Origin of the sequence: Corynebacterium sp., assembly GCF_052107835.1 — a bacterium.
Lineage (GTDB): Bacteria > Actinomycetota > Actinomycetes > Mycobacteriales > Mycobacteriaceae > Corynebacterium.
Genome location: NZ_JBQEDF010000013.1, coordinates 24,298 through 44,256, shown reverse-complemented (window position 1 = coordinate 44,256; position 19,959 = coordinate 24,298). Strand labels below are relative to the sequence as shown.

20 protein-coding genes are annotated in these 19,959 nt (G+C 68.8%); 9 read left to right on the top strand and 11 right to left on the bottom strand.

The window, feature by feature from the left end; all coding sequences use genetic code 11:
* Nucleotides 1-3 precede the first annotated feature (3 nt).
* Entirely contained in the window at nt 4-1,866 is a 1,863-nt protein-coding gene (locus tag ACTIL2_RS05320) for an LCP family protein (RefSeq protein WP_442336421.1), read from the top strand.
* On the opposite strand, the gene ACTIL2_RS05315 is transcribed toward ACTIL2_RS05320, so the two are convergent.
* Nucleotides 1,863-3,698: a bifunctional ADP-dependent NAD(P)H-hydrate dehydratase/NAD(P)H-hydrate epimerase gene (locus tag ACTIL2_RS05315; protein ID WP_442336420.1), complete on the bottom strand. Its 1,836-nt coding sequence runs from the start codon at nt 3,696-3,698 to the stop codon at nt 1,863-1,865. The two genes, ACTIL2_RS05320 and ACTIL2_RS05315, sit on opposite strands and share 4 nt — an antisense overlap.
* A 34-nt stretch (nt 3,699-3,732) precedes the next feature.
* Between ACTIL2_RS05315 and ACTIL2_RS05310 the strand changes: the two genes are divergently transcribed.
* Entirely contained in the window at nt 3,733-4,311 is a 579-nt protein-coding gene (locus tag ACTIL2_RS05310) for a VanZ family protein (RefSeq protein ID WP_442336419.1), read from the top strand.
* A gap of 30 nt (nt 4,312-4,341) precedes the next feature.
* The gene (locus ACTIL2_RS05305) at nt 4,342-5,040 is read left to right on the top strand and encodes a TIGR03089 family protein (RefSeq protein WP_442336418.1); all 699 of its coding nucleotides are present in this window, start codon (nt 4,342-4,344) and stop codon (nt 5,038-5,040) included.
* Between the two features lie 11 nt (nt 5,041-5,051).
* On the opposite strand, the gene ACTIL2_RS05300 is transcribed toward ACTIL2_RS05305, so the two are convergent.
* From ACTIL2_RS05300 to ACTIL2_RS05280, 5 genes are all read right to left on the bottom strand, one after another.
* On the bottom strand, nt 5,052-5,555 hold the full coding sequence (locus ACTIL2_RS05300) for a hypothetical protein (protein ID WP_442336417.1): 504 nt from the start codon (nt 5,553-5,555) through the stop codon (nt 5,052-5,054).
* A gap of 11 nt (nt 5,556-5,566) precedes the next feature.
* A complete protein-coding gene (locus ACTIL2_RS05295; protein WP_442336416.1) occupies nt 5,567-6,310 on the bottom strand; it encodes an ABC transporter permease in 744 nt (247 codons plus the stop codon).
* Nucleotides 6,311-6,314: 4 nt separating this feature from the next.
* Nucleotides 6,315-7,292, bottom strand: coding sequence for an ABC transporter ATP-binding protein (locus ACTIL2_RS05290; RefSeq protein ID WP_442336441.1), 978 nt, complete (start codon nt 7,290-7,292; stop codon nt 6,315-6,317).
* Nucleotides 7,293-7,682: 390 nt separating this feature from the next.
* Nucleotides 7,683-8,453 (bottom strand): response regulator, encoded by a 771-nt coding sequence (locus ACTIL2_RS05285; protein ID WP_442336440.1) that lies wholly within the window; start codon nt 8,451-8,453, stop codon nt 7,683-7,685.
* 29 nt (nt 8,454-8,482) lie between these two features.
* Nucleotides 8,483-9,742, bottom strand: coding sequence for a sensor histidine kinase (locus ACTIL2_RS05280; protein ID WP_442336415.1), 1,260 nt, complete (start codon nt 9,740-9,742; stop codon nt 8,483-8,485).
* Between the two features lie 61 nt (nt 9,743-9,803).
* On the opposite strand from ACTIL2_RS05280, the gene ACTIL2_RS05275 reads away from it, so the two are divergent.
* The 6 genes from ACTIL2_RS05275 (at nt 9,804) to ACTIL2_RS05250 (ending at nt 15,383) form a co-directional block, all read left to right on the top strand.
* Nucleotides 9,804-10,883, top strand: a complete 1,080-nt coding sequence (locus ACTIL2_RS05275; protein WP_442336414.1) for an ABC transporter ATP-binding protein — start codon at nt 9,804-9,806, stop codon at nt 10,881-10,883.
* Nucleotides 10,884-10,966: 83 nt separating this feature from the next.
* Nucleotides 10,967-12,229 (top strand): ABC transporter substrate-binding protein, encoded by a 1,263-nt coding sequence (locus ACTIL2_RS05270; RefSeq protein WP_442336413.1) that lies wholly within the window; start codon nt 10,967-10,969, stop codon nt 12,227-12,229.
* 172 nt (nt 12,230-12,401) lie between these two features.
* Nucleotides 12,402-13,451 carry a carbohydrate ABC transporter permease gene (locus ACTIL2_RS05265; protein ID WP_442336439.1) on the top strand — a complete coding sequence of 350 codons (1,050 nt, stop codon included), beginning with the start codon at nt 12,402-12,404 and terminating at the stop codon, nt 13,449-13,451.
* A complete protein-coding gene (locus ACTIL2_RS05260) occupies nt 13,448-14,281 on the top strand; it encodes a carbohydrate ABC transporter permease (protein ID WP_442336412.1) in 834 nt (277 codons plus the stop codon). The genes ACTIL2_RS05265 and ACTIL2_RS05260 overlap by 4 nt, the downstream gene beginning before the upstream one ends.
* A complete protein-coding gene (locus tag ACTIL2_RS05255; RefSeq protein ID WP_442336411.1) occupies nt 14,278-14,496 on the top strand; it encodes a hypothetical protein in 219 nt (72 codons plus the stop codon). The genes ACTIL2_RS05260 and ACTIL2_RS05255 overlap by 4 nt, the downstream gene beginning before the upstream one ends.
* A gap of 23 nt (nt 14,497-14,519) precedes the next feature.
* Nucleotides 14,520-15,383 carry a hypothetical protein gene (locus tag ACTIL2_RS05250; RefSeq protein ID WP_442336410.1) on the top strand — a complete coding sequence of 288 codons (864 nt, stop codon included), beginning with the start codon at nt 14,520-14,522 and terminating at the stop codon, nt 15,381-15,383.
* 34 nt (nt 15,384-15,417) lie between these two features.
* Here ACTIL2_RS05250 and ACTIL2_RS05245 read toward each other — a convergent pair whose 3' ends face one another.
* The 5 genes from ACTIL2_RS05245 to ACTIL2_RS05225 form a co-directional block, all read right to left on the bottom strand.
* Entirely contained in the window at nt 15,418-16,446 is a 1,029-nt protein-coding gene (locus tag ACTIL2_RS05245; protein WP_442336409.1) for a YdcF family protein, read from the bottom strand.
* A gap of 8 nt (nt 16,447-16,454) precedes the next feature.
* On the bottom strand, nt 16,455-16,931 hold the full coding sequence (gene purE, locus ACTIL2_RS05240) for a 5-(carboxyamino)imidazole ribonucleotide mutase (RefSeq protein WP_442336438.1): 477 nt from the start codon (nt 16,929-16,931) through the stop codon (nt 16,455-16,457).
* Nucleotides 16,932-17,197: 266 nt separating this feature from the next.
* Nucleotides 17,198-18,484 carry a 5-(carboxyamino)imidazole ribonucleotide synthase gene (locus tag ACTIL2_RS05235; RefSeq protein ID WP_442336408.1) on the bottom strand — a complete coding sequence of 429 codons (1,287 nt, stop codon included), beginning with the start codon at nt 18,482-18,484 and terminating at the stop codon, nt 17,198-17,200.
* Nucleotides 18,485-18,503: 19 nt separating this feature from the next.
* Nucleotides 18,504-19,067, bottom strand: coding sequence for a hypothetical protein (locus ACTIL2_RS05230; protein ID WP_442336407.1), 564 nt, complete (start codon nt 19,065-19,067; stop codon nt 18,504-18,506).
* Between the two features lie 5 nt (nt 19,068-19,072).
* Nucleotides 19,073-19,957 (bottom strand): biotin--[acetyl-CoA-carboxylase] ligase, encoded by an 885-nt coding sequence (locus ACTIL2_RS05225; protein ID WP_442336406.1) that lies wholly within the window; start codon nt 19,955-19,957, stop codon nt 19,073-19,075.
* Nucleotides 19,958-19,959: the final 2 nt, after the last annotated feature.

Genomic DNA, 19,959 nt, shown 5'->3' with positions numbered 1-19,959 from the left:
GGAATGAGCGATTCCGACAGGAATCCCCGGAGCTCCGGGGGCGGCTCACGGGGCGGCTCCCACAGCCGCCACGGCCGGCACGGCCATCAGGACCCGCAGGGCCAGGAGGCCCGCCGGTCCGGGCAGGCACGTCAGGGGAGCCAGGGCCGCCACAGCAGGCCAAGCGAGCGGTCCCGCGACCGCGAGGCTGCCCGCGCGTCACGCAAGGTGGCGGGCACTGGCGCCGCCTCCGGGGGCACAACCACCAGGAACCGGCAGCTCGGTCCGCTCCCCGTCAAGATCGTGCTGTCCCTCCTGGCGGTCGTCATGCTGGCTGGCGGCGGCTTCGCCTACGGCGCCTTCGGCAACCTCGACTCCAACATCGGCCAGGCCGGCGGCCTCGACCTCGGCGACCAGGCCGACGGTGCCACGGACATCCTGCTGGTCGGTATCGATTCGCGAACCGACGCCCAGGGCAAGTCGCTCTCGCAGGAGGAGATCGACACACTCCGCGCCGGTGAGGAAGAGACGACCAGTACCGACACGATCATCCTGATCCGTGTGCCCAACGACGGCTCATCGGCCACCGCGGTCTCCCTCCCCCGTGACACCTACGTCCACAACGACGACCTCGGCGACACGAAGATCAACCAGGTCTACGGTTCGACCAAGTACCTGCAGACCGAGGAACGCTTCGAGGAGGCGGCCTCCGCCGGGGAGGAACCCAATGAGCGTGAGATCGAGAAGGAGACCTCCCAGGCCGGCCGGGAGGCCCTGATCGGCACCGTCGCCGATGTCACCGGTATCTCCGTCGACCACTACGCCGAGGTGGGCCTCCAGGGGTTCGTGGACCTCACCGACGCCATCGGCGGTGTGGACGTGTGCCTGAACAACCCCGTCGACGAGCCGTTGTCCGGTGCGAAGTTCCCCGCCGGGCAACAGACACTCGACGGGCCGGACGCCCTGAGCTTCGTGCGTCAACGCCACGAACTCCCGCGCAACGACCTGGACCGCATCACCCGCCAGCAGGTCTTCATGGCGAGCCTCTCCAATAAAGTCCTGAGTTCGTCCACCCTGACCAACCCGGGTTCGCTGGGCCGCATCAGCGATGCGGTGGAGCGCTCTGTGGTGCTCGACGACGGCTGGGACGTGATGGGCCTGGCCACACAGATGCAGAACCTCACCGGGGGCAACGTGACCTTCCAGACCATCCCGGTCACCAGCATCGACGGCACGAGCGACAGCGGCGAGTCGGTGGTCACCATCGACAAGGGACAGGTCCACGACTTCTTCGACAACCTCCTCGGCTCGGAGGAGGACGAGCGGGACGATTCCGAGGAGGACTCCTCCGACGAGGACAACGGGGAGAGCTGGGAGGACATCGGCGAGTACGACCCGGCGTCCTCCGTGGTCTCGGTCTACAACGCCAGTGAAGTCGCCGGCCTGGCCGCACGCGTCGGTGACCTCGTCGCCGGCTCCGGCTACGGCATGGGAGAGGTCGGCAACGCCGCCGAGACAGGGATCTCCGAGAGCCAGGTCAACGTGGCGGACACCGATGACCCCGCCGCCCGAGGCATCGCCAAGCAGCTCGGTGGACTCGAGGTGGTCGAAGACCCGAACCTCGGGCCCGGCCAGATCAACGTCACCCTGTCCGACACCTTCAACGGCCCGGGAACCTCCGAGTCCGGCGTGGATGAGCCGTTGGAGTCCATCGGCGGCGGTGACGGCGGCGAAGGCTCCGGGGATGACGTGGGGACTCCCGGAGAGGATGCCACCGGCGGCGACGGTGACGTCGTGGGTAATCCCGGTACCATGGAGCCGGAGGATTCCTCCACCACCGAGGAGAGCATCGACGCCGGTGGCGACGGTCCCATGTGCGTGAACTAGCGCGGACGGGGCAGCCGGTAGCGCCGGTCGGTGATCGGCCGACTGCTCCGCGCCCAGGCCAGGGGAATCGCCTCGGCGATCCTGGAGGCGGACGTCGGCGCGTACCCCTCCCCGGTCTGTGCGGCGACCTCGGCCGCTCTACCGTGCAGTGCCACAACCTCAGGCAGCACATGGTCCGCACGGCCCAGCTGGGCCTGTGACTGCGCCATCATCGCGCCCGCCATGCCCGCCAGAACATCGCCGGAGCCCGGGGTTGCACCCCAGGATGTTCCGGCGTCAATGGTGTGGACGTCATGCTGCCGGCGCCCCCGGATCCGCACGGGTCGCTCGACAATGATCGAGTGGCGCCCCTTCAACAGCACCTCGCAGTGCAACGCCGTAGCCATCGCCACGGCCGCACCGATCCTGTCCGTATCCGGGTCAGGAACGGTGCCGGGGGAGTCGGTGTTGACCGCGTCCGCCAGCCTCCGGAACTCGCCGTCATGGGGTGTGATCAGGGTGGTGGGGCCATCGATCCCCTCATCCGACCGGGCGACCAGGGCATGGCGGAGGTCGGCGCGTTCGGCCAACAGCGTGATCGCATCCGCGTCAATCAGCAACGGTTCCGCCCGGGACAGCAGCTCCGCCAGCTCGTCCGCCGCCCCGTCGTCGGTGCCCCGTCCCGGGCCGATGACCCAGGCCTGCACCCGCCCCGTCTCCGCCACCGCCGGTGAACACACGACCTCCGGCGTGGCCCGCAGGACGTCCCCGCTGCCGGATCCGACGTAGCGGACCATCGCACTGGTGGTCCGCACTGCACCGGTCGTGGCCAGTACGGCTGCCCCGGGGTAGCGGGACGATCCGGCACATACCCCGACCACCCCACCGGTGTACTTGTCGTCGTAGGGGCCGGGCTGGTGGGGACCGCCGTAGCACGCGGCGCTCACAGGCTCCAGGTCCGTCCCGGAGAAGTCGAAGGGCCCATCCCTGTCGACACCGCCCGACCGGGGTTCCGGGTACTCGGGGACTGCGGCCACGGCCGTCTGCACGTCGGTGTGCTCCCCGGCCTGCCGGTCGGCCCACCAGACTCTCTCCAGCTGCACGCCGATCGACCCGTCGTCCCCGTGCGCACCGAGCCGTGGGTCCCCGACAACCACCTGACCGCAGTAGGCGGTTGTCGCGTGCGCCCTCCGCAGTCCGCCGAAGGTCACGGTCACATCGGCGATGGCGTGACCGGGAACCCGGTCGGCGTGGAGCACCCGCAGACCCTCCGGGTGCTTCGTCCCCGCCTCCGGGTCGACGGGGTCGTCGATGTCGACGAGCCCGGGGATCTCCCCGGTGTCCGCGTCAATTCCGGAGGGGACGTCAATGGCCAGTACCGGGATGAACCACGTGGCCGCGAAGGTGAACAGGACCGCAGCGTCCCCATCCACTCCCCCGGCACCGCCCGTACCGAGGACACCGTCGATCAGCAGGCGGTACTTCGGGGGCCGGGGCCACACATCCTGGAGCGACACCACTGTGCCGCCAGCCCCCGTGAAGGCCCCCAGCGCCCGGTCGTGGACGCGGGTGTCACCGGTCGTCCTGTCGCTGCCGAGGAGGACCGCGTCCACGTCCCACCCGTCGTCGAGGAGCCGGGCCCCGGCGTACAGGGCATCGCCACCGTTGCCGCCACCGCCGACGGCCAGGAGGATACGCCCGTCAGTGACCAGGGCCCGGCGCTGCAGCATGACCCGGGCAGCGTCCGCGACGAGTCCGGCGGCGGACTGCATGAGTTCATCCGGAAACTCCTGTGCCTCCAGGAGGGGTTGCTCCGCTCTGCGGATCTGGTCAACGGTGTACACGGAATCCATGTCCCCACGGTACGGCCCGCTATGATCAGTGCGCATGGAACAGACCCCGGCCACCACCCCGGTCGAGCGCACCAGCCCCGGGGCATGGCGCAGCTGGGTCATCGCCACCCTCGTCGGCTACGCCGGTGTGGTCGTCGCCCTGACCACGCTCAAGGCCTACTTCACGATCGGCCTGCTGTGGAAGCCGGAGAACCAGCGCATCCGCGAACTCCGGCTGATCCCCTTCGGCATCGTCACGGACTCCTCCACCACCTTCGGGTGGGTCTTCGACATCCTGGGAAACATCGCGATGTTCGTCCCGGTGGGCGTCCTGCTGATGATCCTGACCCGCCGTGTGCTCTGGACGGTCGGCGTGGCCGCGGCCCTCAGCCTGGCGATCGAGGCCACCCAGTACGTGTTCTCGTTGGGCCGCACCGATGTCACCGACCTGATCTGCAACACCGCCGGTGCGGTACTGGGTGCGTGGGCCGCCTGCTGGTTCGCCACGCGGCCCACGCTGTCGAGGCGGTGGCAGATGGCGTGGCTGGTCGCCATCGGGGTCGCGGTCCTGGTGTTCATCGTGCTCGTCGCCCTGGGCCCGGGCCTGGGCGACCCGGACAAGGTGGTCGGTTGACCTCCCGGACGACCGGATAGGGTGGTCGCCATGGATCTCATGGCCCCCTTTCTGGCGTCCGACGCCGCCTCCCCCCGCCTGACCACCTACACCGATGCCGGACGCATGGAACTGTCCGCCGCGACGGTGTCCAACTGGGCATCGAAGGGCGGCAACCTGGTCGCCGGGGAACTGGGGCTGGGACCCGGGGACGTCGTCGCTGTGGACGCCCCGGCGGACTGGATGCCTGCGGCGCTGGTACTGGGCTGCTGGCGTGCCGGGGTCGCGGTCTGCTCGCCGTCGTCCCCGTCGTTCGGGGATGCCGCCGCCCTACTCACCACGGATCCGGACGCGCACCCCGACTTCGACGGGGAGGTACTGCAGCTGTCCACGGACCCCTTCGGACGCGGTGTCGCAGAGGCCGGTGGTGAGGTGCCCTTCGGCGTGGTCGACCTGTCACCGGAACTGCGTGTCCAGGGTGACCGCTACGCCGGGCCGGAGACCGGTGGGGACGCCGTCCTGCTGCTGGACCGCTCGGGCGCCGGGGTCACCGGTGAGCAGTTGACGGAGCGTGCGGCGGAATCTGTGGGCAGTGGCGTCCGGGCGGTGACTGGGGCCTGGGCTGACACGGACGGCCTGGTCACCACACTGCTTCCCCTGTTCACCGGGGGTTCCGTGGTGGTGAGCACCGACGGTTCCTCCGAGCGGCTCGCCCACCTGGCCGACACTGAGCGCGGCACCGTGGTGTAGCGAGGTGAGCCCTACGCCGCGGTGATGACCCGCTCGGCCATGAGGCGCACCTCGTCGCGGTCGTGCTGGTCATCGCCGAAGCCGGCGAAGAACCCCTGGACCAGGAAGGGCTCGAGGTACTCACCGTTGTCGACGGCGAGGTTGAGCGTGAGGTTGTACTGCGGCCCGTCGCCGAGTTCCTCCGCATCCCCGTCGTCCCCCGGCACGGACTCCGGTGGCGGGGTCTTGACGATGGTGTAGACGAGGAGGTCCCCGCCGGGGGTTTCCCCCGCGTCGACCTCGATCAGCTCGGCCCCCGCCTCGGCGAGCGCCGGACGGATCCCCTCGATCACGGCGTCCCGGTCGACGGGCATCATCTGGCCGTCCAACGGCCCGAGGGTGACCGCGGCGTAGCTCTGCAGGTCACGGAAACCGAAGGCGACGGTGCCCGGGGCGTCGCCGGGGAGGGTGTCGAGCGTCTCCCAGTGGTCGGGCAGGGTTAGTGTGCGTCCGGTGTCCCCGATGGTGATGTCCATGGTCGCCCAGGCTACTTGACGTCAGCCCGCCGGTTGCGCCAGAGACCCGCTGCTGTCAGGGCAACGAACCAGCCGAGGATGATGACCACACACAGTGCGGAACTGATCCCCAGCCCCAGGTAGTCCTCCCCGAAGATCAGCTGCTGCTGACGTTGACCGGGGGCGATCGCCGCGAGCGGGCGGACGAAATCATAGGACTGCGCAGCCGCACCGATCATTCCGTCGATGACCATCAGCCAGGCGATCGGCAGGGCCACCGCACCGACCTGGCTGCGGACCACGCACGCCAGGCCCACGCTGAGGGCTGCGAAGATGACGGAGCAGAACAGGTTCACGGTGAACTGGGCGGCCTCGGCGCCCAGGTCCACCCCGCCGCCGAAGATCATGGCGGCGATCATCGCCAGTCCGGTACCCACCAGGTACAGCACCAGCGAGAACACCGAGGTGACGATGATCTTCGACACGACCCACAGCGAGCGGTTGTTCTGTGTCAGGAAGGCCTGGGCGTGCATGTGGTTGCGGATGTCGCCCGCGGTGGTCGCCGCGGCGAAGACGATGGCGATGAGCTGGAAGATCATCGCGCCGCTGGACAGGGTCGACCAGGAGGCGACCGGGTTCGATTCATTGGAGAACCACATCACCAGGGTGACCGGGCCGAACAGGGAGCCGGCCAACAGGACCGCGTAGACGATCGTGGAGCGCATGCTCAGCAGCTTCGTGGTCTCCGAGCGCAGGGAATTGATCAGGGGGTTCATGTGCCTAGTTCCTTCCGGCGGTGTTGACGGCGGGGGTGTCTCCGGTGGCATCACCGGTGCGGTACTCCTGGGCGCCGGACGTGGCAGCCAGGAAGCGGGACTCAAGGTTGTCGTGCTCGGCCTTCAGTCCGGTGACCGGGACACCCGCGGTCAGCGCGATCTCGGCGACGGCACGCCGGACGTCAGCTTCCACGGTGCCGTCCGGGATGGCGACGGTGAGTTCCGCGGAGGACGCGTCCGCCGTACTCGTCTCGAAGCCCGCACCGCGGAGGGACTGGGAGAGGGTGTCCAGCGTTGCGGCGTCGGGGGTTTCGACGAGCACACGCGACCCACCCGCGAGGAACTCATCCATCGAATACTCACCGATCATCCGACCCCGACCAATGACCACCAACCGATCCGCCGTCAACTGCATCTCCGACAACAAATGCGACGACACCAACACCGCCCGACCCTGCGACGCCAACGCCCGAATCGTCGTCCGCATCCAACTGACCCCCTCCGGATCCAGACCATTGACCGGCTCATCCAGAATCAAATGCTTCGGATCACCCAGAAGCGCCCCCGCCAAACCCAACCGCTGCTTCATCCCCAACGAATACCCACCAACCCGCTTCCTACCCGCCGCCGTCAACCCCACAATCTCCAGGCACTCATCGACCCGCGCATCAGAGATACCCGCCCCCTGCGCCAACACCCGCAGATGACTGCGCCCACTACGCCCCGGAGTGAACCACGTCGCCTCCAACAACGCACCCACCACCGCCGGCTTCTCCGCGACCGTCGCGAACGGCCGACCATCAAACACCGCCGACCCGGCCGACGGCTGATCCAACCCCAGCACACACCGCATCGTCGTCGACTTCCCCGACCCATTCGGACCCAGGAAACCAGTCACCGCAGCATCAGGGACAGTAAACGACAGATCATCAACGGCCAACTGCTTGCCGTACCTCTTCGACAGACTCTCAACAGTAATCATGGTTACCGATACTGCCCGGCAATGCAGGTCAGCACATCGTTCCACGGGCTGATTGTGCGCGTCCCCGGCGTGTCATCCCCCGGTATGACGGCGGTACCGCCGTATACCCTCGCGGGTACATACCCCCGGCGGTATACCCCCGTTGCATTTCTCCTTGCTCACCTGCAATGAAGCGCAGTACAGTTTTCCTTGTAAACATTTATTTCCACCGAAAGGATCCTTCATGATCGGAATCGTCGCCACCTTCCTGTCCGCCATCGTCACCCTCGTCGCAGGGGGCATCGCCGGACTCGTCGGAGCCATCGCCGGCATCTTCATCTAGCCCCGGCCCCCCGACGACAGGCCCCGCCCCGGTCACTGACCTTCCCCCGGGACGGGGCTCTTCCACGCCTACTCGTCGAGCATGCGGGACGGATCCACCAGCCCGTGACTGAACGCGAACAGCACGACGTGGACCCGGTCACGGGAATCCGTCTTCGCGAGGATCCTCCCGACGTGCGTCTTCACCGTCGGCAGGGACACGAACAACTGCCGGGCGATCTCCGGGTTCGAGTAGCCCCTGGCGACCAGCACCAGGATCTCCATCTCCCGCGGTGTCAGAGGGTCGACCAGGCCGAGGTCACCGCCGTCCGGGAGATCGTCCGGGAGACCACCCGGAGAACCGTCGGCGCTTGACGGGACCGCCTCCGCACCGTCCCCCGCAGATCCCGCGTCCCCTCCGATATCCCCGCGCACCTGGCGTAGCAACCGCGCCGTGGCCTTCGGGGAGATGACCGCCTCCGACTCCCCCACCGTCCGCACGGCGGCGATGAGTTCCTCCGGGTCGGCGTCCTTCAGCAGGAAACCACTGGCGCCGGCGGCAATGGAGTTCATCACGTACTCGTCGTTGTCGAACGTGGTCAGCACCACCACCCGGGTCGTCTCCCCGGCAGGCCCCACCAGACCCTCGCTGACGATCTCCCGGGTGGCGGCTATACCGTCCATCCCCGGCATCTGCACGTCCATCAGGATCATGTCCACCGGTTCATCAACGGCCAACCGGATCGCCTCCGTACCGTCCTCCGCCTGCCACACCACCGACAGGTCGGACTGCGAATCCAGCACCATCGCGAATCCGGCGCGGACGAGCTGCTGGTCATCGGCCAGGCCGATCGTCGTCACCCGCGCCCCGTCCGGTTCCGTTGTGCCCGTCATCCGACCTCCAGTGTCACATCAACCTGCCATCCGCCGACGAAGGTCGGCGATGGTCCCCATTCTGCCGTGCCACCGAGTATCCGGGCACGTTCCTGCAGCCCCACCAGGCCCTGACCGCGCCCGGCCTCGTCGCCCGAACTTTCCACCAGGCCGTGACCGGGGGCGTTGTCCACGCTGATCCGCAGCTTTCCGGGAACGTTCCAGTCCAGCAGCAGCCGCGCCTGGGTGGGCCCGGCGTGCTTCAGGATGTTCGTCAGGCACTCCTGGACGGTTCGGAACACCGTCAGCCCCGTCGCCACGTCCACGACCACCGGTTCGCCGAGCACCCGGTAGTCCACGACCAGGCCTGAGCGCCGGGCATCCTCCACCAGTTCCGGCACGCCGCCCACCCCGGGCGGTGCCCCGGTCCCCCGGGAGGGGTCAGTACCCCCCTCCCGCAGGACGCTGAGCAGCTGGCGCATCTGGGACAGGGCGTCACGGCCGGTCATGCTGATCGTGTCGAGCGCCTCGATGGCCTTGCCCGGGTCGTGGCGCCCCGCGTAGCGGCCGCCGTCCGCCTGCGCGATGACGGCGGTGAGCGAGTGCGCGACAATGTCGTGCATCTCGCGGGCGATGCGGGTGCGCTCGGCGGACGCGGCGAGTTCCACGCGGGTGGCCAGGGTCTCCATCCGCTCCTGCTGGCGGCGCGTGGTCAGGCCCAGTTGCCAGAACAGACCGATCGACAGCACAGCAACCAGGAGAAACACCGGGACCATGCTGAATACCTGGTTCCAGTCCACCGCGTACTGCGTGGGATCCACGCGCGGTGACCACCCGGTGTCCATGACAGGGAGGACGATGAGCGCCACCACCGACACCACGGAACCGACCAGCAGCGCGGCGAGCCACATTCCGCGACGCCGCCGGACGTAGGCGGAGATGTACCAGGCTTCGTAGCAGACCACCAGGTAGGCCAGGATATAGATGCCGGACATGCTGGCCGCGGCCGCCACCAGCCCAGCGGCGACCATCACCAAACCCCGTTCCGTCCACCACCGCTGCACGACCAGGCCGGCGAACACCAGGGCGTACCCGCCAACCAGGAGGAACCACAGCACCGCTGACGCCCCGTTCCGGCTGGCGTTGCCGGCGTCGCCGACACCGAACATGAAGAACACCGCGACCTGGATCACCAGCTGCAGCCAGAACCCGCGGTCGCGCCAGAACGGCCCCGGCTGGGCCTGGGGGGACACGTTCGCAGTGTTGACCGTCTTCACAGGCGCCAATCCTACGGAAGACCCACCTGTGCAGGATCGTCCTGCGGTATGATTCCCCACCATGGCTGACGTCGTCTTCTCACACGTGGACATCCGCTACCCCGGTGCCACGTCCCCCACCGTCCCGGACCTGAACCTCACCATCGGTGACGGTGAGTTCCTCGTGCTCGTCGGGCCGTCCGGCTGCGGCAAGTCCACCATCCTGCGCTCGCTGGCCGGCCTCGAACCGACCAGCGCCGGGAGCATCTCCATCTCCGGACGCGACGTCACCGGGGTCGAGCCCGGCGACCGCGACATTGCGATGGTGTTCCAGGACTACGCCCTCTACCCGCATATGTCCGTGCGGGAGAACATGGGCTTCGCCCTGTCGATCGCCAAACGTCCCAAGGCGGAGATCGAGGACCGGGTGCAGCGCGCCGCCGAGCTGCTCGACCTGGGGGACTACCTGGACCGCAAGCCGAAGGACCTCTCCGGTGGCCAGCGCCAGCGCGTGGCCATGGGACGTGCGATCGTGCGCGAGCCGCAGGTATTCCTGATGGACGAGCCGCTGTCGAACCTGGACGCGAAGCTGCGCGTGCAGACCCGCGCGCAGATCGTGAAGCTGCAGCACGACCTGGGGGTCACCACCGTGTACGTGACGCACGACCAGGTGGAGGCGATGACCATGGGCGACCGTGTCGCCGTCCTGGAGAGCGGGGAACTGCAGCAGGTCGACACCCCCCAGGAGCTGTACAACAACCCGGTCAACTCCTTCGTCGCCGGATTCATCGGCTCCCCGGCGATGAACCTGCTGGAGATGCCCGCAGACTCCGGCACCCTCCCCGGTCTGGGGGTGGACCGCCCGGCGGGTGCCACAGGCGCGCTGCTGGTGGGGGTACGCCCAGAGCACCTGCTGGCCACCGCCGCCGACCAGACCGGAAGCACATCGGGAGCGCCCGGACTGACCGGTACGGTCTCCCTCGTCGAGGAGCTGGGGTCGGACGCCAATGTCTACGCGGAGACCGCTGCGGGGCAGGTCACCGCCCGGACGCAGGACGACCCGGCGAACCTGCCGGGGGTCGGGGGGACCGTGTCCTTCACCCTGTCCCCCACGGCCCGGGTACACTTCTTCGACGCCGCTTCCGGAAACCGCCTCGACTGACACCCCCAAATGCCCCCGGAACGGGGGCCGGGTTACTACACTTGTGCGAAGGACATTCACAACCGAAGAAGAAAGGTACGGCCATGGCCTCCCTCCCAAAGAAGATCCTGGCGTCGCTCGCCGCCATCGGCCTCGGAGCGGGACTCGCATCCTGCGGCTCCGACGACGACGGCGGTGGCGGTGGCGGCGGGAACGCCGAAGGTCGTGGCCCCATCACTTTCGCGATGGGCAAGAACGACACCGACAAGCTGCGCCCCATCATCGACAGGTGGAACGAGGAGAACCCGGACGAGGAAGTCTCCCTCCAGGAGCTCGCCGGGGAGGCCGACGCCCAGCGTGACACCCTCGTCCAGTCCCTGCAGGCCGGTTCCGGCGACATCGACGTGATGGCCATGGACGTCGTGTGGACCGCCCAGTTCGCCGCCAACGAATGGATCGCCCCGCTGCAGGACGATCTGGAGGTCGACACCTCCGCACTCCTGGACGCCCCCGTGGAGTCCGCGACCTACAACGACACCCTCTACGCCCTGCCCCAGAACACCAACGGGCAGCTGCTCTACCGCAACACCGAGATGGCCCCGGACGAGGCGCAGACCTGGGACGACGTCGTCTCCACCTGCGAGGACGTCACCGCCGACGACAACGAGTGCCTGAACACCCAGCTCAAGCAGTACGAGGGCCTTACAGCCTCCACCGCCGCCTTCATGGACGGCTGGGGCGGCGGCATCCTCGACGAGAACGGGGAGGTCACCGTGACCTCCGACGAGTCCCGTGAGGGCCTGCAGGCGATGGTCGACGGCTACGAGGACGGCACCCTTGCCCCGTCCTCCACCGGCGCGACCGAGGAGGAGACCAACCTGGCGTTCACCCAGGGACAGTCCGCCATGGCCATCAACTGGCCGTACATGTACACCGAGGCCGAAGCCGAGGGCTCCGCCATCGCCGGTGACGTCGAGGTCCAGCCGCTGGTCGGCAAGGACGGGGTGGGCGTGTCCACCCTCGGCGGCTACAACAACGCCATCAACGCGAACTCGGAGAACCAGGCCACCGCGCTGGACTTCATCCAGTTCATCATCAACGAGGAGAACCAGACCTCCTTCGCCGAGGCGTCCTTCCCGCCGGTGCTCGCCTCGATCTACGACGACGAGTCCCTGATCGACGAGTTCCCCTACCTCCCGGCCCTGAAGGAGTCCCTGGAGAACGCCGAGCCGCGCCCGGCCTCCCCGTTCTACGACGAACTGTCGAAGGCCGTCCAGGACAACGCCTACGCCGCCATCACCGGTGGCAAGAGCGTCGAGGACGCCACCGACGACATGGCCGCCGCAATCGAGAACGTGAACAGCTAAGCAGCCGGTCCACGCCCGCAGCACCAGCGCACACGCCCGCCAGCCCCCGCATTCGGGCTGTCGGGCGTCCTGCATCACCGATAAGGTTCCCCTTGTGACTACAGCGACCCCTGCCCCGGCGCCCACACGGACCCCGCCCTCCCCGAAGAAGAAGAAACGCGACTTCCGCGCCATCTGGCTCGTGGGTCCGAGCCTGGCGCTGCTCGCGGTCGTCATCGGCTACCCGATCCTGCGGGCGGTCTACCTGTCCTTCCAGTCCGACCGCGGCCTGGACCCCGAGACAGGCACCTTCGTCGACGGCGGCTTCGCCGGGCTGGACCACTACCTGTACTGGTTGACCAACCGCTGCATGGGCGCCTCCGGGGAGGCCACGACCTGTGCGCCCGGCCAGCTGTCCACCGACTTCTGGCCCGCGGTGTGGGTCACCCTGTTCTTCGTGGTGGTCACCGTCTCCCTGGAGACCATCCTGGGCCTGTGGATGGCCGTGACGATGTCGAAGAGCTTCTGGGGACGCAGCCTGCTGCGCGCCGCCGTCCTGATCCCCTGGGCGATCCCCACCGCGGTGACGGCGAAGCTGTGGCAGTTCATCTTCGCCCCCGACGGCATCATCAACTCCCTGTTCGGCCTGGACGTCTCCTGGACCACGGATCCGTGGGCGGCACGGTTCGCGGTGATCATCGCCGACGTGTGGAAGACCGCACCGTTCATGGCGCTGCTGATCCTCGCCGGCCTGCAGATGGTGCCGGGCGGGGTGTACGAGGCCTCGAAGGTCGACGGTGCCTCGAAGTGGCAGCAGTTCACCCGAATCACCCTGCCGCTGATCAAGCCGGCGTTGATGGTCGCGATCCTGTTCCGCACGCTCGACGCGCTGCGCATGTACGACCTGCCGGTGATCATGATCAGCGAGTCGACGAACGCCCCGACCGCCGTGATCAGCCAGTTGGTGATCGCCGACACCCGCTCCGGCAACTACAACTCGGCCTCGGCGGTGTCCACCCTGATCTTCCTGCTGGTGTTCGCCATCGCGTTCATCATGATCAAGTACCTGGGTGCGGACGTGGCCGGGACGCAGAACATGCCGAAGGGGCGGAGGAAGGGCCTGTGGACGCGCTTGCGCGGGCTGAAACCCGGCGGCGGGGCACCGGACGCTGCTTCCCCACCCGCAGGCAACACCGGTGCGGGCACGACCGGTGGCGCCGATGACGGGGAGGCCACCCGATGAAAACCAGCATCCGCAGCTACATCAGCAACTACGCCGCCGTGATCATCATCCTGGTGTGGGCCCTCGCCCCGTTCTACTGGATGGTCGTCACCGCGTTCCGCGACAAGGCGCACACCTTCTCCACCAATCCCTTCCCCAGCCACCTGACCCTGGAGAACTTCCGGGAGGCCATGGCCACGGACGCGGGCAACAACTTCCTGAAGGCGATCGGCAACAGCCTGATCATCGGCACGGCAACCACGGCGATCGCGCTGGTCGTCGGCGTGTTCACCGCCTACGCCCTGGCCCGGGTGGATTTCCGCGGCAAGGGCTTCGTGACCGGCATCATCCTGGCGGCGTCGATGTTCCCCGGCATCGCCCTGGTCACCCCCCTGTTCCAGCTATTCAGCGACATCGGCTGGATCGGGACGTACCAGGCGATGATCATCCCGAACATCTCCTTCGTCCTCCCGCTGACCGTCTACACGCTGACCTCGTTCTTCCGGGAACTGCCGTGGAAGCTGGAGGAGGCCGCGCGGGTGGACGGCGCGTCCCGCGGTCTGGCGTTCCGCAAGGTGATCCTGCCACTGGCCGCACCGGCCTTGTTCACCACCGCGATCCTGGCGTTCATCGCCACCTGGAACGAGTTCATGCTGGCCAACCAGCTCTCCACCACTGACACGGAGCCGGTCACCGTGGCGATCGCACGGTTCTCCGGGGCGAGTGCCTACCAGTACCCCTACGCGGCGACGATGGCCGCCGGAGCACTGGTCACCATTCCGCTGGTGATCATGGTGCTGCTCTTCCAGCGCCGGATCGTCTCCGGACTCACCGCAGGTGGAGTGAAGTGACCCGGAGGCAGACCCCCGACCACTCCGAGACCCGGCGCCGCAGGACGGTGCTGGAGTCCATCCTGGGGTTCCTGGGTTTCTTCGTGGTCCTGGCCCTGATCCAGGCTGTGTGGAATGTCTTCCGCGATGACCCGGAGGTCTGGCCGTCCCTGCTGCTGGCCGGCCTGCTTCTGGTCACGTGGCTGGTCTGGCGCCAGTGGCGCAGGTACGACTGACCAGTGCAGGTATGATCACCCCAATGCAGAACTCGCCTGTCCCGGTCGCCCTGGTCATCGCCGCCGCCGTGGCGCTCGTCCTGCTGCTCGGGGTCGCTTTCCTGCGGGGACGGAGGAAGGTGGCGAATGCGGCCCGCGAACAGTTCGAGCTGGCGTCCGAGGAGCACCGCAGGCTGTCCGGACGCGTCGATGACGTGGATGCCACCGCACGGTCACTGACCTCACACCTCGCCGATGCCGGTCTGCTCGACCGCTGGGAGGAGTGCAGGGAATCCTTCCGGCAGGTCGGCGGCAGGTTGACCGCCACCGGCCTGACCTCCGGCTCACCGGACAGGGAGTTCCGGCGCAACGCCGGGACCGTCACTGTCCTTCTGCTGGACGTCGCCCGGATGGATGCCGCACAGAACAGCATCGGGCTCCTGGCCGCCATGGAGCAGGGGGACCACGACGTCCGGCGCAGTGAACTCGCCCACCTGGCTGGCGACCTCGCCGCGTCCCGTCGCTTCACCACGGACGAGGGGCTGCAGGACCGGTTGCGCGCGGTGGAGGAGCAGACGGAAGCACTCGCCACCGCCCTCGGAGCGCCCGACTTCATGGACCGCTTCGCCGACACCGTCGCCGACTACCAGAGGGTCCTGGAGGACCTGCGCACGGACCGGATGCCGACACTCACGATGGACGGGTACGACGCGGACAAGGGCCGCCGCGCACCGCGCATCGACGAGCGCAGTTACCGGGCAGGTTGCGGGTACGACGACTGGGTGCCCTTCACCCTGCTCGCGCGGTGGCATGCCGAGGACACCAGGGGTGCGGGGAGCTCCGCCTCACCGACAACGCTCTCCTTCAACGGTCGCCCCGCCGAGGGGGACGGTCCCGCCGACCGCTAGCGGCCGTGCGCCACCGGCCCCACCCGCGGGCACCTCATGCACGGCCCAGCACCCGGTGCAGCGTCAGAGCCACGTACTCACGCAGGTAGGACGCAGGGATCACCGGCTTCGGCGTCGGCGCCCCCAGCACCACCGCGGTGAACGGGCGGCCGTTCCCGCCGCGCTCCACCTGCAGCATCCCCGCGATCCGTTCGGTGCGCAGTACGTGGAAGTCCGAGGTGCACACCACGATCACCGGGTCACGGACCCCACGTTCCTCCAGAAGCTCCAGGCTGAAATGCAGGTTCTCGGTGGTGTCCGTGGCGTCCGGCTCCTCGAGCACCACGTCCCGCGGGAACCCCCGGCGCGCGTAGTAGCGGCGCATCGCCTCGGCCTCCGGGCAGGGCTCGTCCGCGCCCCGCCCACCCGTGACGATCAGCGGGACGCGGCGCCCCTGCCCCTCCAGCCTCCGCCAGGCCGCCGCACCGCGGTCACACCGGCACGCCAGCAGGTCGCTGACCCCGTCACCGACGAGTCCCGCGCCGAGGACCACCACGGCATCGACCCGTTCCGGCGGTTCCGGGGGCTGCCGGAGACGGCCGCGGCGCACGTCCCGCAGGAACATCAGCATCGACACCACCGCCCCGCACCAGGCCACCACGCCCACGAGACCGGCGAACGTCAGGATGATCAGGGTGTCATTGACCCCCGTACCCCACCGGCGCCAGGACTCGACCATCAGCAGGGCCGCGCCGGCCCCCAGTGTGAGCATCATCGCTGCGGCGACAACGGTGCTCAGGTGGAACCAGCCACGGCCGTCGGCCCCCGGCAGTGCGTCCCCCATCCAGCGGGCCACCAGGTAGCCGACCCCGGCGACCAGGACCTGCGCGACCGCCCAGGCCACCCACATCGACACGGCGAACCCCCCGCCGTGGGCGGCGACCAGCAACCAGGCCCACAGCAATTCGGCGACCAGGAGCACCAGCAGACCGTTCCCCGCCCAGCGGGAACGGGTCTTCACACTCCATGCGGTGACCCCCGCCGCGGCGATCACCAGCAGTGTGGCGAACAACAGACCCGTCATCGGTGCAGCTACTCCCCCATGAGCTGCTGCTTGAGCCTGCGGTCCTTCTCCAGGACCTCGTCACGCATGTTCTCCTGGTAGGCGACCATCGCCTCCATCAGCCGGGGGTCCGCCACGGCCAGAGTGCGGACCGCCAGCAGCCCGGCGTTCTTCGCGCCGTCGATGGACACGGTGGCGGTCGGCACCCCGGCGGGCATCTGCACGATCGACAGCAGCGAGTCCAGGCCATCCAGGTTCTTCAGCGCCCGGGGGATGCCGATGACCGGCAGCGGGGTGGCCGCGGCAACCATGCCCGGGAGGTGCGCAGCCCCGCCCGCGCAGGCGATGATGACCTTCACCCCGGTGGTGTGGGCGGCGCGGGCGTAGTCCAGCATCCGCTCCGGGGTGCGGTGGGCGGAGACCACGCCGATCTCCATTGGGACGCCGAACTCGGCGAGGACGGTCGCCGCGGGCTCCACGGTCGCCCAGTCGGAATCCGACCCCATCACGATGCCCACCAGCGGGGTCGGTGGCTGCCCGGGAGAAGTCGGGGAGGTCTCGGGGGTCGGAGATGTCGATCCAGTCACTACTGTCATCCTCGCTCTTGGTCTTTCACGTCGCTCACGTCGTCCCTGACATTACCCGCCCCACCCATGCTCTCAGCGGGAGCCGCGAACACAGTGGCTGAGGAGATTGGCATCCAGGGATGGTTTCAGCACGGTGAAACCGTCACTGGATGCCGCAATCCCGATCAGTTCCACGAGGACGACGCCTACCGGTCCGTCCAGGTGGCGGTCACGAGGAAGTCGGACGCCAGGCCCGCGTCCCGCCGCAAGGCCTCGACGTTCCCCGGCGTCGGCTCCACCCCCAACGGAAGGGACATGTTCACGTGCCCGATCTTGCGCCGCGGGCGCCAGTCCTTGCCGTACAGGTGGATCTTCGCCGTGGGGAACCGGCGCCACACCTCGTCCATCCGGTCACACATCGGCACCGACGGGTCAGCGTGATCATCGCCCAGCACATTCGCCATCACCGTCGTCGCCGACAGCGGCGCCGTCGAGCCGAGCGGACGGTCCAGGACAGCCCGCAGGTGCTGCTCGAACTGGCTGGTCACGCAACCGTCCTGTGTCCAGTGGCCGGTGTTGTGCGGGCGCATCGCCAGTTCGTTGACGATGATCTCCGGCTGCCCCGCCTCATCCACGGTCTCGAAGAGCTCCACCGCCAGCACGCCGGTCACTCCCAGGTCGGAGGCGACCTGGCGGGCCAGCCCGTGGGCCTGCTCCACGACTCGGGCCTGCCCCGCGGAGGCCACCGGTGCCGGTGCGACCGCCAGGTAGCAGATGCCGCGTTCCTGCACTGACTCCACGACGGGCCAGGACGCGATATCCCCGGACGGGGTCCGGGCGACCATGGCCGAGAGCTCACGAACCAGCTGCACCTTCTTCTCCGCCATCAGCGGCACGCCCTGCCCCAGCAGTTCGGCGACCAGGGATTCGGTCCCGTCCCGCGACCCAGGGAACCAGACGCCCTTCCCGTCGTAGCCACCGCGGCGGGCCTTCAGGCACACCGCCCCGGAGGTGGCGTCCCAGAACCCCACTGCGTCCTCCACCGATTCGATGGCCAGGAACGGCGGGACCGGCGCACCGATCTCCCGCATCCGCTTGCGCATGACCAGTTTGTCCTGCGCATTGATCAGTGCGGAGGGCTGCGGATGCACATTCACCCCGGAGCCGATGAGGTCCTCGAGGTAGGCGTTCGGGACGTGCTCGTGGTCGAAGGTGACCGCGTCGGCGTCCCGGGAGATCTCCCGGACCACGTCCTCGTCGGTGTACTCACCCAGCCACACGTCAGCGGTGGCCTGCGCGGCGGACGCGGCCCCCGAGCCGGCGAGCAGCCGGACTGTCAGGCCGAGCTCGATGCCGGCCTGCTGCATCATCCGGGCCAGTTGACCGTCGCCGATCACGGTGACCAGCGGCATGTCCGGGGAATGCGCCTCCGGCCGGGCCAGTGAACGGTCGGGGCGTGGGCTGTTCTCGGGGCTGTTCTGGGCGTCAGTCACGGTGGTCCAGTATAGCGGTTCAGTACAGCGGTCCGGGCAGGTGGACCGGGATCCGGGACCGCACCAGCCTGGTGAACCTCTTGGCGTAGGGGACGTCCCGCAGCACCAGCGGGCGGCCACCGCCGCGCAGGTAGACCGCCACGTCCGAGCCCTTGTGCCGGACGTCGACGACCTGAGCCATGGGCACCTCGCCGACCTGGCTGCGCATGTGCCCGGTGGCGGTAACCAGACGGCGGTCGGTGAGGATCATCCGGCTGCGGCTGCGGAACAGCAGGTGCCGCACACACCGGCGCCAGCTCAGCCACACCCAGACCACCAGCAGCAGGCGGCGTCCCCACACCGCGGCGGTGGCGGTCCCCGAGTCCTCGGAGCCGACCAGGTCCGGGACCTCGGCGATGTTCGGGGGGACGAAGCCCTGCCACCGGGTGGCGAGGTCCGCCAAGTAGGCGTCGACCAGGCCGATCCCCAGCCACACGATGCCGGTGATCACCACGAACTCCAGGACGGGGTACAGGGTGGAACGGCGGGACGGGCTGAGTTCGGCGAGGACCTCCTCGTCACGGGCGAAACGGATCTTCGGCATGGTCCCTACGCCCCGGCCGGCCGGAGGTGGACGACGTCGCCGGCGGTCACGGTGCGGCGCTCCCCGGTACCGGCGACCTCGATGACCAGTTCGCCGTGGTCACCCAGGTCCACGGCGGTGCCGGTGACGGTGGACCCGCCCGGGAGTTCGGCGCGGACCCGGGTCCCCAGGGTGCAGGAAAGTCCACGGTATCGCCGGTGCAGGTCCGCGAGCGCGTCGCCGCCGGAGCGCCATGCCGCGTCGACGGCGAGCAGCTGCCTGATCTCGGCGGCGGCCAGGGCCTCCCGGCCGTGGGTGTCGGAAATGGGAGCGCCCTGCAGGATCATCGAGGTCGCGGCGTCCAGCCCGGCGTCGGCGAACTCCTCCGTGGTGAGCGAGGTGTTCAGTCCCACCCCCGCGATGATCGCGGGCGGGTCGACGCTGGCCGCCTCCACCAGGATCCCGGCGAGTTTGCGGTATCCGTGCGGCGCGTCCGTGTCCAGCACCACAACGTCGTTCGGCCATTTCAGCACGGCATCGACGCCGAACCCGCGGGCGGCCTCGGCGATCGCCACGCCGACGAACAACGGCAGTTCCCCGAAGCGTTCCGGGGTCACCTGCGACGCGTCCGGACGCAGCAGCGCACTGAAGATCACCTGCGCCCCCGACGGCGCCGACCACGGCCGCCCCAGACGTCCGCGGGCGGTCACCTGCTCCTCGGCGAACCGGACCGTCCTGTCGGCCGGGGCAGCACCTCCGCTGTCCCGGTAGGTCCCGGCAAGGTCGGTGTTCGTCGATCCGGTCGTCCCGGTGCAGACCAGATCACCCACGGGAACACCCTCCAGACGTGCGCGGATGCGGTCCGCGTCCATCGGGGACCGTGACGGGTGCGGGGCGGAAGTGTCGTCCATGG